The 15,692-nt window shown below is 58.8% G+C and carries 12 protein-coding genes; 9 read left to right on the plus strand and 3 right to left on the minus strand.

The genetic code is table 11. From position 1 onward, the window contains the following. The first annotated feature begins 26 nt into the window (after window positions 1-26). Window positions 27-929 (plus strand): lipase family protein, encoded by a 903-nt coding sequence (locus BFL40_RS27260; RefSeq protein ID WP_071486843.1) that lies wholly within the window; start codon window positions 27-29, stop codon window positions 927-929. Window positions 930-972: 43 nt separating this feature from the next. Here the strand turns inward: BFL40_RS27260 and BFL40_RS27265 are convergent, their stop codons facing one another. After that, entirely contained in the window at window positions 973-1,995 is a 1,023-nt protein-coding gene (locus BFL40_RS27265; RefSeq protein WP_071486844.1) for an AraC family transcriptional regulator, read from the minus strand. Between the two features lie 132 nt (window positions 1,996-2,127). On the opposite strand from BFL40_RS27265, the gene BFL40_RS27270 reads away from it, so the two are divergent. The 6 genes from BFL40_RS27270 (at window position 2,128) to efeO (BFL40_RS27295) (ending at window position 9,002) form a co-directional block, all read left to right on the plus strand. Continuing rightward, window positions 2,128-3,708: a J domain-containing protein gene (locus BFL40_RS27270; RefSeq protein ID WP_071486845.1), complete on the plus strand. Its 1,581-nt coding sequence runs from the start codon at window positions 2,128-2,130 to the stop codon at window positions 3,706-3,708. Next, a complete protein-coding gene (locus BFL40_RS27275; RefSeq protein ID WP_139213547.1) occupies window positions 3,705-4,652 on the plus strand; it encodes a hypothetical protein in 948 nt (315 codons plus the stop codon). The genes BFL40_RS27270 and BFL40_RS27275 overlap by 4 nt, the downstream gene beginning before the upstream one ends. A 115-nt stretch (window positions 4,653-4,767) precedes the next feature. Next, entirely contained in the window at window positions 4,768-5,613 is an 846-nt protein-coding gene (gene efeU, locus BFL40_RS27280) for an iron uptake transporter permease EfeU (protein WP_071486847.1), read from the plus strand. A gap of 10 nt (window positions 5,614-5,623) precedes the next feature. Next, window positions 5,624-6,826 carry an iron uptake system protein EfeO gene (gene efeO, locus BFL40_RS27285; protein ID WP_071486848.1) on the plus strand — a complete coding sequence of 401 codons (1,203 nt, stop codon included), beginning with the start codon at window positions 5,624-5,626 and terminating at the stop codon, window positions 6,824-6,826. Window positions 6,827-6,840: 14 nt separating this feature from the next. Further along, window positions 6,841-8,157: an iron uptake transporter deferrochelatase/peroxidase subunit gene (gene efeB, locus BFL40_RS27290; protein ID WP_071486849.1), complete on the plus strand. Its 1,317-nt coding sequence runs from the start codon at window positions 6,841-6,843 to the stop codon at window positions 8,155-8,157. Window positions 8,158-8,183: 26 nt separating this feature from the next. After that, complete coding sequence (efeO, locus tag BFL40_RS27295; protein ID WP_071486850.1) at window positions 8,184-9,002, plus strand: iron uptake system protein EfeO; 819 nt, start codon at window positions 8,184-8,186, stop codon at window positions 9,000-9,002. A gap of 65 nt (window positions 9,003-9,067) precedes the next feature. On the opposite strand, the gene BFL40_RS27300 is transcribed toward efeO (BFL40_RS27295), so the two are convergent. Continuing rightward, window positions 9,068-12,910 (minus strand): hypothetical protein, encoded by a 3,843-nt coding sequence (locus BFL40_RS27300; RefSeq protein WP_139213546.1) that lies wholly within the window; start codon window positions 12,908-12,910, stop codon window positions 9,068-9,070. Between the two features lie 206 nt (window positions 12,911-13,116). Next, window positions 13,117-14,460, minus strand: coding sequence for a CDP-diacylglycerol--serine O-phosphatidyltransferase (pssA, locus tag BFL40_RS27305; protein WP_071486851.1), 1,344 nt, complete (start codon window positions 14,458-14,460; stop codon window positions 13,117-13,119). A 125-nt stretch (window positions 14,461-14,585) separates the two neighbouring features. On the opposite strand from pssA, the gene BFL40_RS27310 reads away from it, so the two are divergent. After that, window positions 14,586-15,149 carry a TetR/AcrR family transcriptional regulator gene (locus tag BFL40_RS27310; RefSeq protein ID WP_071486922.1) on the plus strand — a complete coding sequence of 188 codons (564 nt, stop codon included), beginning with the start codon at window positions 14,586-14,588 and terminating at the stop codon, window positions 15,147-15,149. A 55-nt stretch (window positions 15,150-15,204) separates the two neighbouring features. Continuing rightward, on the plus strand, window positions 15,205-15,684 hold the full coding sequence (locus tag BFL40_RS27315) for a nuclear transport factor 2 family protein (protein ID WP_071486852.1): 480 nt from the start codon (window positions 15,205-15,207) through the stop codon (window positions 15,682-15,684). Window positions 15,685-15,692: the final 8 nt, after the last annotated feature.

The raw sequence follows: 15,692 nt of genomic DNA on the forward strand, positions 1-15,692 counted from the left end.
AATGACACTTTCAGAAGGAACCCGAGATGGATCGACTTTCTGCTGCCCCCTACGCGTTACTGGTGATGTATGCCTGGGATATGTGCGACATCAACCCTCGTCAGATCCCGCCACAGATCGACGCACGAATTGCCGAAACCGGATGGAATGTGGTCGGGTTTATTTCAGGCTCGGACGACATTTTGGTGTCTGGCCTGGGCTTGAGATCGACCATGCTCGGTGCCACTGACGATCAGCGAAGTCGAGTCTGTTACGGCTATGTCGCCCAGCGTAACGTCCAGGGTCAGGACCAGTTTGTGGTGGCGATCAGGGGCACGGACGGTGCGCAGGAATGGGGCGACGACCTTGATTTCCTGATGATCGATCACCCCAATCCGAACGCCGGGCTGGTGGACCAGGGTTTCTGGGAAATCTATAAGACGATGCAGTTCCATGGTTTGAACGGTGTGCAACCGGTGCCGCTTGCGCTCGGCATCAGCCAGTTGACGGCGGCAAACCCGCCGATGGTGTTGGGGCACAGCCTGGGATCGGCACTGGCCACCTACCTGACTCTCGACTTGAACCTGCAAAACTGTAATGCCAGCGCCTGCCTGTTTGCCTCACCGAGGACCGGCAACAAAACCTTTGTGAATTTCTTCGAGACTCAGGTCAGTAACTACGACCTCTTTAACTACGCACTCGACGTTGTGCCGACCGTACCAAAGTGCGACGTACTGCATTTCTCCGACTACTACCCGTTGCTGCAAGCGAAAACGATTCCCGCCGATTGTTCAAGTTTCGAAATCCGGAACAACCCTCTGTGTAACCACCATCTGATTTGCTATACCGCGTTGCTTGACCCATTGGCCTACGAGCAAGCCATCGCAGACCCGGATTGCACGACCGATGATCGAAACTGCGCGCAGTGTGTTCTGCCCGCCCAGGGTTGAAATCAACACCCAAGGGCAGACCCTTGAGCCAACAGAAATCGGTCTATTGGCTCAACGCCTCGTTCAAGATCAAGCTACGGTAATGACCCGGATTTGACCCTGACCACTTTCGAAACGCCTTGTAAAACGAACTGGCGTCCGCAAACCCCAGCCGCGCAGCGATCTCGGCAAAGCTGATCTGCGGCTCTGCCAGCCAGACAATCGCCAATTCTTTGCGCACGCTGTCTTTGAGCCCCTGATAGGTCTGCCCTTCATCCGCCAGGCGCCGACGCAGGGTCGAGGCGGAGATGCACAGGCTGGCGGCCAGGCCGTCGGTTTCGGGCCAGGTGTCGGGGGGCATCTGGCGCAAGTCGTTCTTGATCCGGGTCGCGAAGCTGTCGGGGTCGCGGTATTTGACCAGGATGTTGGCCGGCGCATGCGCAAGAAAGCGCTTGAACTCATCAAAGCTGCGCTTGATCGGCAGGTCCAGACAGTCGGCGGAGAAGATCATGCGGGTGCGCGGCCGATCAAAGCGCAGGTTGTCAGAGAACATCACCTGATAGTCATCACAAAAGTCCGGCTGCGGGCAGCGCAGTTCGATCGCCAGGATCGGAATGCGCCGCCCGGCCAGCCAGCAGGCCACGCCGTGGACGATCATCCAATAAGCAAAGTAAGTAAACGCCCGCTTGGGTTGTGGCTCGGGTTCGAGCAGGACGATTTCCGCCAGGCTTTGCTGGCGCACCAACTGGGCAGGCAGATGATCGAGCATCAACGACAGAAACCCCAGGCCAGCTTCCAGGCTGGCGCCCAGGTTCGGTTGCGCCATGGAGGCACGGCACAGGAACTCCAGGCTGCCGGACTTGAGCTTGCGCGGGTCCATGCCGAAGAACTCATCGTCCGTGCGTCGGGCCAGTAAACGCCAAAGGCGCGCATACGCCGTGGCCGGTACCCGTGCGGTGGGTTGCTCCATCAGGGCCGGATCAATCCCGACTTTGCTCAATGCTTCAACCGTGGCCGCACCCGGCGCGCAGCTCTGCAGCAAGGCTTCGCGCACCAGATGAATGGAGATGGTGTCTTTTTCCGACATGGGTGCGGTCCGTGGCCTGTAGTGCGTGAAATGCCGACATCTTAGGCAGTCAGTGCAGAAAAGAGTAGGCGCCGCACTTCACACGTCAGGTATTCTGCGCCGGGATTTTTAACCTGACAGGAAGTTGAGCGGATGAGTTGCTGGGAAGTTCTTGGGCTGAACGCCGACGCGGATACACGCAGCATCAAGCGCCGGTACGCGGTATTGCTCAAGCAGCATCGCCCGGACGAGGACCCAACAGGCTTCCAGCGTCTGCGCGAAGCCTATGAGCACGCGCTGCAATGGAGCCGTTCCGACGCCCCTGCGCACATGCAGCGGCCCGGCCAGATCGAAACCGTGCAACCCGCAACGGCAGCGCCCGACACGCGGCACGAACACGCCACGGCCCTGGTCGCAGATGCCACACCGCAGGATTTACAACGCCGCTATCAACAGGCCCGCGACGCGGACTGCGCTGAGGCGTTTGAGGCTTTGCTGCTTGAGCGCTGCCTGACCCAGGCCGAGCCTTCGATCACACAGTGGGCAATCACCCACCTGCACTGGCTCAGCCCCTGGCAACGGGACGTGCCGGTACGCCTGTCCGAGCATCGCCTGAATGCTTTGCTGTCGCGGATGTTCACAGATCTTGGGCGCTCCCTCACCCAGTTGCTGGAACAGCAACAAGTCGATGCGTTCAACAGTCTATTGATCGAGTTGAACCAGACGGAATGGCTCAAGCCCATCGAACGTCACGAACGGCTCAACGCACTGCTGGCGAGTAGTTTGCTGGCCAGTTCGTTCTGGTCCGAAACACTGTTTGAAACCCTGTGTGCCCAGCAAAACTGGTCACCCAAGTTCCAGGAAAACCGCTGCCCCGAGCCTCAGTGGTCGCACTTGCAGGCGCGCAATGCGCTGGAGCATTTCGCGGCGCACATACGTCACGCGGCGACCCTGGACTCCCGAGAGTCGCCACACCGCGCGGCACGGTTGTTGTTTGGCGAGATGACGCTTGAGGAGCGCAAACGCTTCGCACGGCGTTTTGGTGAATCCGACTGGCACGCCTGCCGTACCCTCAGCGAAAACCTGATTCAGCACTACCCGGCACTGTGCGCGGAAATGCCCGGTGGCGACCCCTACTTCTGGCGCGACTGGGAACGCGTCAGTCGCCCGTGGCCAATGTTCGTCGCCTTGCTGGGAATGGCCGCCGGTTGGGCACTCCACGACCAGTTGAGCACCGATCACAGCCTGATGGACACCCTGGGCCAGGCACTGAGCTGGACGCTGCTGATCGCCACCCCGGCCTTGCTCATCCTGGCCATCTGGCTTCCGGCTACCGACGATTATGGCAAGATTGATGAGCGGCTCACCCTGCGCCTGGCGCCATGGCTGAGCTTTCGTCGCCCAGCCCCCCTGGTCATTCGCGAGATAGCGCCATGTTGGCTGTTGGGGCTGCTGATCTGGATGATTTTGGGCAGCTTCGCGTTGATCGGCTACATGGCAGCGTTGCATACGCTGGGGTTGGCGCAGCGCGTGCTGGGAAGGCCTGCGGTTCGCCTGGCGCTTGAAACGCATCTCTCGCCCAAGCGCCTGAAAATATTCGGCCTCGGCGTCGTTGTACTGATGGTGCTCGCGGCACAAACGCACCACGACAACTGGCCTGTAGAACGTGATGAGGGGTTACAGCCGTTCATGATGAGTGCATGCAGCGGTTTGAAAACGGGGTGCCTACCGTGAAACGTCAGACGCTTGCCGTTCTCTGCGTTGGCCTGATCGGCCTGGTGGTGCTCAGCAACATGAAAAGCTGGGTGAACGCCACAGGCGCCACCGAATACCAGCAAGCCCAGGCACTGCGACCGCTGATCGATTGCCTCAACCGCGTCGACAGCAATTGGCGGGTTGCCTACGACAACTATCGCCAACGCTCTCCCCGCGCCAATGCGCCTGGCCTTGAGAGCATTGAAGGTCAACAACACAACCAAGGCCCACGATTAAGCCAGTTTGACTACAACGACAAGCGACCGGGCCTGTGCCTGTTGAACGCCACCCAAACCACTGCATTAAGGCAATCCCTGCCGGAGTTGGCCGGGATCCAACTGCGTTATGCCAATCAATTGGTGCGGGTGTACATGGCGACAGAGAAGTTCGACTTTTACCCCGATTCGACGCTACCGGCCCTGAATGCTGCCGACAGGGCCGCCAGCGATGCGCGTTTTTTCCCGCTGGCGCAAGCCCTCCTCGACGTCTCCGACGAATTGCGCACAGCCGTGGACCAGGCCGACCGTCGCATGCGCCTGGAGCAGCTCAAACAATTACAGGCGCGCGGCAAACATCAGTTGGCTCGGGTCCCGGAGCTGATCCTGAAAACCCGTGATACCCAGCAAAGCCTCAACCCGAATCACCTGGAGCCACAGCAGTTGGCCAATGCCTTCGGTTACCTGCAATCGGCCTGGGCCAGCGGTCGGTACACCCTGCGCCCGGACCAGGCAAAGCCCGACCCGGACGCTCAGCGTATCTGGAAGCACGTCGAACAACCGGGCAACGACTATTTGCAGGCCCTGCAACAGCTCGCTCTGCACGTGAACGAGCCGGCCAAAACCGCTGTCGATTACGCTGAAACCCAGCGTCGTCTCGACCTGTTGGTAGATGCCTACAACCAAGCGGTGAGACGCGACTATTGAGTGAATGCTAGTGCACCGTTCAGCCGCAGTTCAGCAATGGTCAATATTTCTTGTTTAGCAATGAGTATCATTATGTTACAAATTAGCATCCTATCCAGTCTTGATGCGGTGCCGAATGCTTGTTCCTTTTTTAATCATGCTGCGCGAAGGCATTGAAGCGGCATTGATCGTTGGCATCATCGCCAGTTACCTACAACAGACCGGCCGCGGCCAGTGGATGCCCGCCGTGTGGATTGGCGTGTTCCTGGCTGCCGCCCTGGCCCTGCTGGTAGGCGGTGGCCTGGAACTGGTCAGCGCTGAATTCCCGCAAAAACAGCAAGAGCTGTTCGAAGGTGTCGTGGGCCTGGTGGCCGTGGGCATCCTCAGCTCCATGGTGTTCTGGATGCGCAAGGTGGCGCGCTCCATCAAACATTCCCTGCACCAATCCCTTGACCACGCACTGACTGGCTCCAAACACCAGGTGATCGCGCTGATCGCCATGGTGTTTTTCGCCGTGGCCCGCGAGGGTCTGGAGACCGTGTTCTTCCTGCTGGCGGTGTTCCAGCAGAGCGAAGGCCCGGGCGCACCGATTGGCGCCCTGCTCGGCCTGATCCTGGCGATTATCGTCGGCTTCCTGATCTATTCCGGCAGCATGCGCCTGAACCTCAGCGCGTTTTTCCGCTGGACCGGCCTGTTCATCCTCGTCGTGGCCGCCGGCATTCTTGCCAATTCGGTGCAGGCCCTGCACGAAGCCGGCGTGTGGAACCACTGGCAAACCGTGTTGTTCGACTTCAGTGCCGCGCTGCCGATGGACAGCCCGCTGGGCTCGGTGCTGGCCGGGATGTTCGGCTACCAGGAGGCGCCGACCATCAGCACCCTGGGCGCCTATCTGATTTACCTGGTGGTGGCCCTGGTGATGTTTTTCCTGCCCTCGGCCCCCGCCAAACCTGTCGCCAAATCTTCTTCCGTTTCCAGCCAATAAGGACCGTCTCTTGTCCAACCCAACCCCTCAACCGGCTCCGCCGTCCCGTGCCCTGCGCTGGGCCGTGGCCGGCTCGGTGGTCGTGATGATCGCCGCCGGTGGCTTGTTTTATTACGCCTCGCAATTGGCCGCGGCTAAACGCAAGACCAACAGCAATGAAATCGCCGTGACCATCCACGGCCACGCCTGTGAGCCCAACGAGCTGACCGTACCGGCCGGCCGCGCGAGTTTTCGCATCATCAACCGCTCCGACCGGGCGGTGGAGTGGGAAATCCTCGACGGCGTACTGGTGATCGAGGAGCGGGAAAACATCGCCCCCGGCCTGAGCCAGGTGATCAACGCCAACCTGTTGCCCGGCGACTATGCGATCACCTGCGGCTTGCTGAGCAACCCGCGCGGCACATTGCATGTCACACCCACCGCTGAGTCCGATGCCCAAGCCAAGGCCAAGCCATCGATGGTGGCCTTTATCGGCCCATTATCGGAGTTCCGCGTGTACCTGAGCGGTCAAGGCAGTGCACTGGTCAAGGCCGCGACCGCCTTGCAGCAGGCCATCGACGCCGGTGACCTGACCCAGGCGCAGGCGCTGTATGTACCGGCCCGTGAGGCGTATCAGCGACTGGCGCCGGCGTCCCAACGCCTGGCGGAACTGGATAACGCGATCAACGCCCGCGCCGACTACTTTGAAAAACGCGAACAAGACCCGGCTTTCAGCGGCTTCCACCGCCTGGAATACAGCCTGTTCCAGCAACGCAGCCTGGATGGCCTGGCCCCGGTCGCCCAACGCCTGGTCACCGACGTCACCACCCTCAAGCAACAATTGCTGGCCCAGTCCCTGCCACCGGAGCAACTGGTGAGCATTGTGGTGCGCAACCTCAACAGCCTGGCTGACGTACGCGCGGCCAGCGGTGAAGAGGAACGTTATAGCCATATCGACCTCAACGGTTTTGCCGCCAACCTGGACGCCGCCCGCAAGGTGATCGACCTGATGCGCCCGCTGCTGGCCAAGTCCGCCGCCGACCTGCTGCCGAAAATCGACAGCGCCCTCGCCGCCTTCGATGCCGAACTCAATGGCTTCAAGGTCGACAGCGGTTACATCAGCTACGACAGCGTTACTGTTGATCAGCGTAAGCAGATCGCCGACAAGGCCAAGGCTCTGGCCGTTGTACTCGATGGAATCGACCCCGCCCTTGGCCTTTCCGGCCTGCAGTGAAGACGACCTAAACGATGAGTGATTCAGAACAGTTTTCCGCACCCTTTTCAGCACAACGTCGCCGCGTCCTATTGGGCATGGCCGCCACTGGCGCCGCGATTGCCGGCAGCACCTTGACCTGCCCGGCCATGGCGGCTGCGGCCGAACAAGTCACCACCGCACCGCGCAGTGACAAGACCCAGGATCACCACGATTTTTTCGGCAAGCACCAGAGCGGGATCGTCACGCCACGCCCGGCTTGCGGGATGCTGGTAGCGTTCGACGTATTGGCCAACGACCGTGAAGACTTGGAACGGTTGTTTCGCACCCTGAACGAGCGCATCAGTTTTCTGATGACCGGTGGCACCGTGCCGCAAGTCGACCCGAAACTACCGCCCACTGACTCCGGCATTCTCGGCCCGGTGGTCACGCCGGATAACCTGACCATCACCGTTTCGGTCGGCGAGTCGCTGTTCGATGAGCGCTTCGGCCTCACTGCCGTCAAACCCAAGCGCCTGAGCCGCATGGTTGGGTTCCCCAACGACGCCTTGGACCCGGCGCAGTGCCACGGCGACTTGAGCCTGCAATTTTGCTCCAACACAACGGACACCAATATCCACGCCCTGCGCGACATCGTGAAGAACCTGCCGGACCTGCTGCTGGTGCGCTGGAAACAGGAAGGCAGTGTGCCGCCCCAGGCCCCTGCCCGTCCGGGTGAACCTGCACAAAGCGCGCGTAACTTCCTGGGCTTTCGTGACGGTTCGGCCAACCCGAACTCCAACGATGACAAGGCCATGGACCAGATCGTCTGGGTACAACCTGCCAGCGACGAACCCGCCTGGGCTGCCAATGGCAGCTATCAAGCCGTGCGGATCATCCGCAACTTCGTCGAGCGCTGGGACCGCACCCCGCTGCAAGAACAGGAAAGCATCATCGGTCGCGTCAAACCCACCGGTGCGCCGATGGATGGCGAGAAAGAAACCCAGGTTCCCGATTACAGCAAGGACCCGGAAGGCAAGTTGACCAAACTCGATGCCCACATCCGCCTGGCCAACCCACGTACCGCGCAGACCCAGGCCAATCTGATCCTGCGTCGGCCGTTCAACTACTCCAACGGCGTCAACAAAAACGGTCAACTGGACATGGGGCTGTTGTTCATCTGCTACCAGGCTGACCTGGAGAAAGGCTTTATCAGCGTGCAAACCCGGCTCAACGGCGAGCCCCTGGAGGAATACCTCAAGCCGGTCGGCGGCGGGTACTTCTTCACCTTGCCGGGGGTCACCCATCCTGCGGATTTCATTGGGCGCACGCTGCTCGCTGCAACGCACCCTAAAACCACTGCCAAGACCTAAAACAAACCCAGAGCGGAAAACGTCCCATGAAGAAGTCGACTATCGCGTTGTCGTTGTTAATGACCCTTTCACCGCTGGCAGCGTTCGCCGCTACCGCGCCGCTGGACCTGGTAGGCCCGGTCTCGGACTACAAGATCTACGTCACCGAAGAAATCGGTGAGCTGGTCACCCAGACCAAAGCGTTCACCGACGCCATCAACAAAGGCGACCTGGCCACCGCCCAGAAGCTCTACGCACCGACCCGTGTGCACTATGAGTCCATCGAGCCGATCGCCGAGCTGTTCAGCGACCTCGACGCCTCCATCGACTCGCGTGTCGACGACCACGAAAAAGGCGTGAAGGCCGATGACTTCACCGGTTTCCACCGCATCGAGTACACCCTGTTCTCCGAGAAGACCACCAAAGGCCTCGAAGCGCTGACTGCCAAGCTCAACAGCGACGTCAACGACCTGAAAACCCGCGTTGACGGCCTGACCTTCCCACCGGAGAAAGTCGTCGGCGGCGCTGCTGCACTGCTGGAAGAAGTCGCCGCCACCAAGATCTCCGGTGAAGAAGACCGCTACAGCCACACCGACCTGTATGACTTCCAGGGCAACATCGACGGCGCGAAGAAAATCGTCGACCTGTTCCGTGGCCAGATCGAGAAGCAAGACAAAGTCTTCCTGGCCAAGGTCGACAAGAACTTTGCCGCCGTGGACAAGATCCTCGCCAAGTACAAGACCAAGGATGGCGGTTTTGAGACCTACGACAAGGTCAAGGAAAACGACCGCAAGGCCCTGGTGGGTCCGGTCACCACCCTGGCGGAAGACCTGTCGACCCTGCGCGGCAAGCTGGGTTTGAACTGATACCCCCCTCCTCGTATCGCGCATTCGCCGTTGAGCAAAATGCGCGATCGGGGAGTGGCACTCACTTAACTCACAGGAGCGTCCGGCTTGAAGTCTGCAAGCGGTGCTCCGGTGGGTTTGCGAGAGACAGGATCAATGGCGTACCAGTTGCCGTTCACTTGCACGGCATACAACGCGCAACTTTGACTGACGCCCACCCGGCGCTCCGGGTAGGCGCTCGCTGCCTGACCCGCCGCAACGGGGGCCAGAGTGTCGTACACCCCCAGCCCCCAACGGCACTTCTCAAAAGCGGTAGTGGCCATAAAAACGCCTTCGCCCATGTTAACCAACTCACCGGCCAACACTTTCTTGGCGGCGGCTATCAATTTAGGACCAGCCTTCAGTACATCAACTGCACCATCAAGTGGGTTGAACAGGCTACGAAAAAATGGCGTGGCCCCCGTCATAGCCCCCATCCTGAACGCGCGCGTGCCGAACGGAACAACCGCTTTGAGGCCCTTGTAAAAGTTTTTGGCACCCGCAATCCCCCCCGTGACTGCAAATGATGCGAAATCGATCAACAGCCCCTTGAGCCCGGCACCAAAGTTCCCGTCGGCAATATCGGCGATAGCACCCACGAACGGAATCAAGCTCAATACCGTCTTCAGGTTATCCTTGGTAAAGACTTTCCCGGAATCAAACGGGTAGCTGCGTCTTTTCTGCAGTGCCGTGGGTTGGTTGGCGTACTCAACCAGCGGCTCACGTTTCACATCGAACGTGGCGTCAACGACCGCCTTGGCAATATCGCGAGTTTTAGTTGAGGACCAACTATTGGGCGTAAATCCGGGCGCTTGGGCAAAACGCAGCGTCTGAGCGCGGCCAGGCAGCGTCTCCCCGAACTTTTCGATGATTGCGTTCGTACGGACCCCGGGGCGGGGTTGATCCCCAGTTTGATAAGCCTGCAGGTCAAAATCCACCGGTGCCGTCTTGCGAAAGTCCTCTCTGCTGTAGCTGAAGCCGGGGCCGGGTACCTGGCCCTTTTGAATCACCCCGTTCAGCTCAAGCTTCGAGAACACTAAATAACGCTTATACATTTTCATTGAGCCCGGAAACATTTCCAGATAGGTATAACCATCCGTTGTCCCCTCGGTTTTATAGCGCAACAGAACGCCTCGTCTGGCCCTCTTTTCAGACACTTTCGAGTCTTTTCCCTGGTCCTGATCCAAAGGCTCTCCGGTCTCTTCACGCAAGGTGAAGATCTCCACATCGCCAGCCTCCAGGCCTTTGCGCACGTCCAACGGCGCGTTGGCGATCATCAGCCGAATCATCGTTTCGTGCGCAGTTCGGCTGTCGGCCAGGTACTGATCCACAGCTGGCCCTACCAATGGGGGTATCTGCGGCAGGCTCTTGATTCTCTCGTTGAAGGTTTCCTGAGAAATTTTGGGGTGGCTAAATTTGTATTTTTTTTCGCCGGACACCAGCTCATTAAGCCACTTCTGGAAAGTGAAAAGCGGGTCAAGTTTTGCTTGCCCGGCCAGGATCACTTCGGTCAACAGCGGTTGACGTGTTTCCAGGTGCGCGTGTTGCCTCGGGTTAAAAGGCACGTTGGTATCGAGTTCAAGTTTGAATCGACGAATTTCATCCTTGGTCATTTCAGGAAACAGCACGGCCAGTTGATCAACCAGCAAGCTTGTCTGGTTCACAGGCTCGCGTGTCATGCTCTGGAATGCGTTGTAGACGCTACTCTCCCGGTCTGCGAACGCCTGAGCGGCGGCTTTGTAATCCCCTGGGGAGTAACGTCCATCAGATGTCTTGGGGAAGACACCATTCATCACTGCCCAATCCAGCAAGGGCGGCGCCCCAATGGTCTTGATCAGTTGTTCTTGCTCGGCTCCCATTGGATCGAGCCGTGCAAGGGTTTGAGCCTGAGTAATGTTCAATGATCGGGAGCTGCCTGCTCCACCGAGTGTTTCTGCCATGGCACAGCCAAGACGCAGGTTCATCCAGGACACCGAACCGATGCTGACTTGCCCAGGCGATAGCTTGAGAGCTGCCGGAGCATCTGATGGCAAGGCAGGATCGGGCTTGAGCAGGAACTCAGGCGCCGCTTGCGCCAGCAACATATGGGCGATCAGGGAGGCCGTTTTGGCATTGGCACCTTTGCTTTTCAAGTGAGTTTCGACGTCGCCCCTCACTTCATCCAGCGTGCGACCAAGATTGCCGGGCTGATAGATCTCGTACCCGGCCACCACCCCCGGCTTGCCGGGCATCTGCGTGGTAACGCTCGCCTTGATGGCCGACGCCAACAGTTGATGACGGGTTGCTCTAGAAAGGGGTTTACCATCAGCAACCTCGACCATATTCAGCAAAACTGCCAATTCCTGCGCTTTGGCGGTGCCTTGGGGAGAATCGAAAAACACTTGAAGCTGCAAGTGTGGGTCATTCGGCAAGTCTTGCCGGCTCATATGACTAACCAACAGTTGGGTGACCGACCCAACCCCTGTGGACTTTTCCCTCAACACCGCAAAATCGCTGGATGACAGCGCTCCCGGCGCCCAGGCATACGGCGACAGGCCTGCGTAATCCCCCACCACGGGGGATGGCGGCAGCTTACTGGTCAGCCAGCCGATCACTGAATTCAGTTCTGTCGCCGTACCAGGGGAGCCGAGCCCGGAGAATTCCAGTACCTGCCGCACGTCGTACGTCGCCGAAGCGTACAAGGCATTCCCGGTGGTTCTACTCATGGCCACAAGCTGATCAAATTCCGCACTGAGCTTATTGATAGCGGCTTTTTCGGCTGGATTACCGCCCACACTGACCTTGCTGATCTCATCCTCCAGGTAGCGCTGCAAGGACACCCACTGATTGCCGGAATCGCGCAGTTCAAGGTTGCCGTCGGATATTCTGTAAACATTTTCACCCGCGCCGAACCCGATTTTCTCGATAAACGCCTTGAAAACCGGCGCTGCCAGCCAGTCGACAAAACGATCACGGGGCACTTGGCTTTTTTGCGCCAGGGACGACTCTGGGTAAATAACTGCGCGCTGCTGGCTCAAATCAGATACCCCTTGCTCCCCCTTTTCCTTGAGCAGCGCTTGCAGTTGTGATGCCAGACGCGACCGAACGTCGATGTCGCTGGTTTTCTGCTGAAGTTGTTCGAATTGCAGGCGCCAATGACTGCGTTTTTCGTCAGATATCGCCGGCCAACCTTCCTTCGTCAGCAGATCGTAAATCCTCGTTCTGTCTTCCTGGCGTTTGGGGGCTTCAAGCCCGTAAAAATTAAACAGAACGTTTGCATCAAGAAACTCACCGGTTTTTTCCAGTGGCAGTGCAACCCCGATATAACCAGAATGCAATGCCTTCACCGCTTCGCTGACTGCAGCACCAACCTCCCACCAACCGGACCCATCTGTGGTGGTAAACCTGCGTATGACCTTTTCGCCGTCGACCTCCACTACGCCCTCCACCGCGTCGCTGAACACCCGCACGGTCGATACATCCAGGCCTTTGGATTTGAGCCAGGCCTGCACTTGAGGCTCACGTACCGAGTCCTTGAAGGTATCAACGAAGGGTTTGATAGAGGCGTTCGCGGGAATGGGGTTGGCATTGAGCTTGCCGGTCTTGAGCCAGTGAGCCAGTGCTTTGCGCGCTTTAACGTCGGCTTTTTCGGCGGCAGATGGGGCTGGAAAAACATGGCTATTACGCTGGGGACCTGCCGTTTGCAGTGTATCGCCAGGCGGAACCTCGCGTTTCTGCCGGGCCTGTGATTGATCAAGCCTTAATTGCGTCAGCTGTCCGTCCCGCTGTTTGGGGACGCCCGAAACACCCATCCGTTCAGTCTCACCTGGACTGTCCTGCGCCCCTGGCGCAGTGGACGGGTTATGTACTGCCGTGCCACCACTGCCTATCGTCGGGGTACGAGAAGGCATGGCCCTATTGCTTACAGTGCTTACCGACATGTCAAGTTCTCTTCACGGTTGAGATCGCAAGAGTTCTTGTCCTTAAGAACCATCAACCGGAAGACTATGAGGTCAGATCATTCGAACCTGTAGGAGCAGTCCGAATGCGCAGCACGGACTGGGCCGAAAGCCGGCAGCGCCAGTGTAGGCGCTACCTCAGAGGGGCAATGTAATAGTTACAAAATGCGATACAGCAACCGCTCGATCCGCACTCGGCTGACACGGCGCAGGAACTTGCCGACCGCTTGCGGATAATCCATCAGTGTCTGCAACTGCTGGTAACCCTCAATGCGCGTGGTGTGCTGGAAAATCTGCGTCAGTTCCTGCGCTCGCGGCACCAACCACTGCCCCTGCGGATCATCGATCAGCAAGCCATTTTCCAGGTCGAGCCGGAACGCACGCGGGTTGAGGTTGTTACCGGTGAGCAAGGTGTAACGCTGATCAACCCACATGCCCTTGAGGTGATAGGTGTTGTCGCCGTCGCGCCACAGGTGCAAGTTCAACTGGCCGCTGTCGATCATCGGCTGATGACGTTTGGCGAAGCGGCGCAGGCTGATTTCATACAGGTAAGGCAGTGCCGAAATCACCTTGAACGGTTCGCTGGGCGGGATGTAGAAATCGTTGGCGGTTTTGTCGCCGACGATGATATCGACCTTCACTCCACGCGCCAGAGCCCGGTTGATTTCCCGGGTCACCGGCAATGGCAGGTTGAAGTACGGCGTACAGATGGTCAGTTGATGCTGGGCGCTGGCGATCAGTTCCAGAATCACGCGGTTCAGCGGGTTGTTCTTGCCCACACCGAGCAACGGGCTGACTGACAGGTGGCCATTGGGCAGCTGCCCTGCCGTGGTGTCGTAGGCCGCGTGCTTCAAACGGCTGCGCAAGTCGCCGATATCGTTGCGCAGGCTGCGAGTGGTGGGCGGGTTCGGCAGATCGAGGCGATGTACCGCCTTGGATGCAACAAGCCCATGCTCGATCAGGTGTTGCATCGAATCGGCCAGCGGCTGGCTGTGGATCAGGTGATAGCGGTCAAAACGGTACTTGTCGAACTTGTGCAGGTACACATTGTTCAGGCTCGCGCCGCTGTACAACACACTGTCGTCGATCACAAAGCCCTTGAGATGCAACACACCAAACAGCTCGCGGGTCTGCACCGGCACACCATATACCGGCACTTCACTGTCGTGGGACTGGGTCATGGCCTGGTACCAGGCGCTGTTGCCCGGCTGCTTGCCGGCACCGATCAGCCCGCGCTGAGCGCGCAGACAGTCGACCACCACCACGATGTCCAGTTCAGGTCGTGCTGCCTTGGCCGCGTGCAAGGCGTCGTAGATCTCCTGCCCCGCTTCGTCCTGCTGCAAGTACAGCGCAACGATGTAGATACGCCGGGTGGCCTGGGGAATTTTCTCCAGCAGACAGCGGCGAAACTCAGCCGCGCCGGACAGCACCTCGATGGCGTCGGCAGACAGCGGAAAACTACGCAGTTTGGGTAGCAGGGAGCGTTTGAAGAACGACGGCATAAGGCTCGCAATGGGTCGAATCCGAAGAGGCCCCGAGCTTACACCATGGGGCTGATCAGGTCTCGTTGCTCGGCATGGAAAAAAGTTTATTGACCAAGAAGAACGATCGTTCTACTGTGCAATTCATGAATGACATGACCCGCAGTGAAACCCGCGACATTATCCTCGACGTCACCGAGAAGTTGATCTATCGCCATGGCATCGCCGCCACGGGCATGGATTTGCTGGTGAAAACCGCCGGTGTCTCGCGCAAGAGTATTTACCGTTACTTCGCCAACAAAGACGAGTTGGTGATCGCCGCCCTGCAACGCCGCGACGAACGTTGGATGCAGTGGCTGCGCGGCGAGGTGGAACGCAGCAAAGGCAGTGGCGAACGCCTGCTGGCGCTGTTCAGTGCCCTCAAGGCCTGGTTTGGTTCGGACGATTTTCGCGGCTGCGCCTTCATCAATACCAGTGGTGAAACCGGCGACCCGCACAACCCGGTGCGTCTACTGGCTAAAGCCCATAAACAGAAACTGTTCGAGTACGCACTTGAACTGTGTGAAGCACATGGCACCCCCGATCCCGAGCGGCAGGCCGCGCAACTGCTGATCCTGATCGATGGCGCCATTACTGTTGCCCTGGTGATGGGCGACTCAACAGCTGCTGATAATGCGCAATGCATGGCGCAAATATTACTGGGACTTTGAACGCAAAAACCTCGCAACTTTCGATAAAAACTTACTTGTTTTCAGGAGCTGCCAGATGTCATCTACCGTAGAAGTACGTCCGCCGTTACCGCCATTTACCCGCCAGTCAGCCATCGAAAAAGTGCGCCTGGCCGAAGACGGCTGGAACTCCCGGGACCCGCAACGCGTGTCCCTGGCCTACACCCTGGACACCCAGTGGCGTAATCGCGCTGAATTCGCCCATAACCGAGAAGAAGCCAAGGGCTTCCTCACCCGTAAATGGGCCAAGGAATTGGATTATCGGCTGATCAAGGAATTATGGGCGTTCACCGACAACCGTATTGCCGTGCGCTACGCCTATGAATGGCACGACGATTCCGGCAACTGGTTCCGTTCTTATGGCAATGAGAACTGGGAGTTCGACGAGAACGGTTTGATGGCTAACCGCTTTGCCTGCATCAATGACCTGCCGATCAAGGAAAGCGAGCGTAAGTTCCGTTGGCCGCTGGGCAGGCGCCCGGATGAGCATCCGGGGCTGTCTGAGCTGGGCCTGTAATTCGGTTG

The organism is Pseudomonas costantinii, from assembly GCF_001870435.1.
Taxonomy (GTDB): domain Bacteria; phylum Pseudomonadota; class Gammaproteobacteria; order Pseudomonadales; family Pseudomonadaceae; genus Aquipseudomonas; species Aquipseudomonas costantinii.

Bases quoted from the DNA above. Each gene is read 5' to 3' on its own strand.
- BFL40_RS27270 (WP_071486845.1), top strand. From the start codon at position 2,128: ATGAGTTGCTGGGAAGTTCTTGGGCTGAACGCCGACGCGGATACACGC.
- BFL40_RS27300 (WP_139213546.1), bottom strand. From the start codon at position 12,910: ATGCCTTCTCGTACCCCGACGATAGGCAGTGGTGGCACGGCAGTACAT.
- efeO (WP_071486850.1), top strand. From the start codon at position 8,184: ATGAAGAAGTCGACTATCGCGTTGTCGTTGTTAATGACCCTTTCACCG.
- BFL40_RS27260 (WP_071486843.1), top strand. From the start codon at position 27: ATGGATCGACTTTCTGCTGCCCCCTACGCGTTACTGGTGATGTATGCC.
- BFL40_RS27315 (WP_071486852.1), top strand. From the start codon at position 15,205: ATGTCATCTACCGTAGAAGTACGTCCGCCGTTACCGCCATTTACCCGC.
- efeU (WP_071486847.1), top strand. From the start codon at position 4,768: ATGCTTGTTCCTTTTTTAATCATGCTGCGCGAAGGCATTGAAGCGGCA.
- pssA (WP_071486851.1), bottom strand. From the start codon at position 14,460: ATGCCGTCGTTCTTCAAACGCTCCCTGCTACCCAAACTGCGTAGTTTT.
- BFL40_RS27310 (WP_071486922.1), top strand. From the start codon at position 14,586: ATGAATGACATGACCCGCAGTGAAACCCGCGACATTATCCTCGACGTC.
- BFL40_RS27265 (WP_071486844.1), bottom strand. From the start codon at position 1,995: ATGTCGGAAAAAGACACCATCTCCATTCATCTGGTGCGCGAAGCCTTG.
- efeB (WP_071486849.1), top strand. From the start codon at position 6,841: ATGAGTGATTCAGAACAGTTTTCCGCACCCTTTTCAGCACAACGTCGC.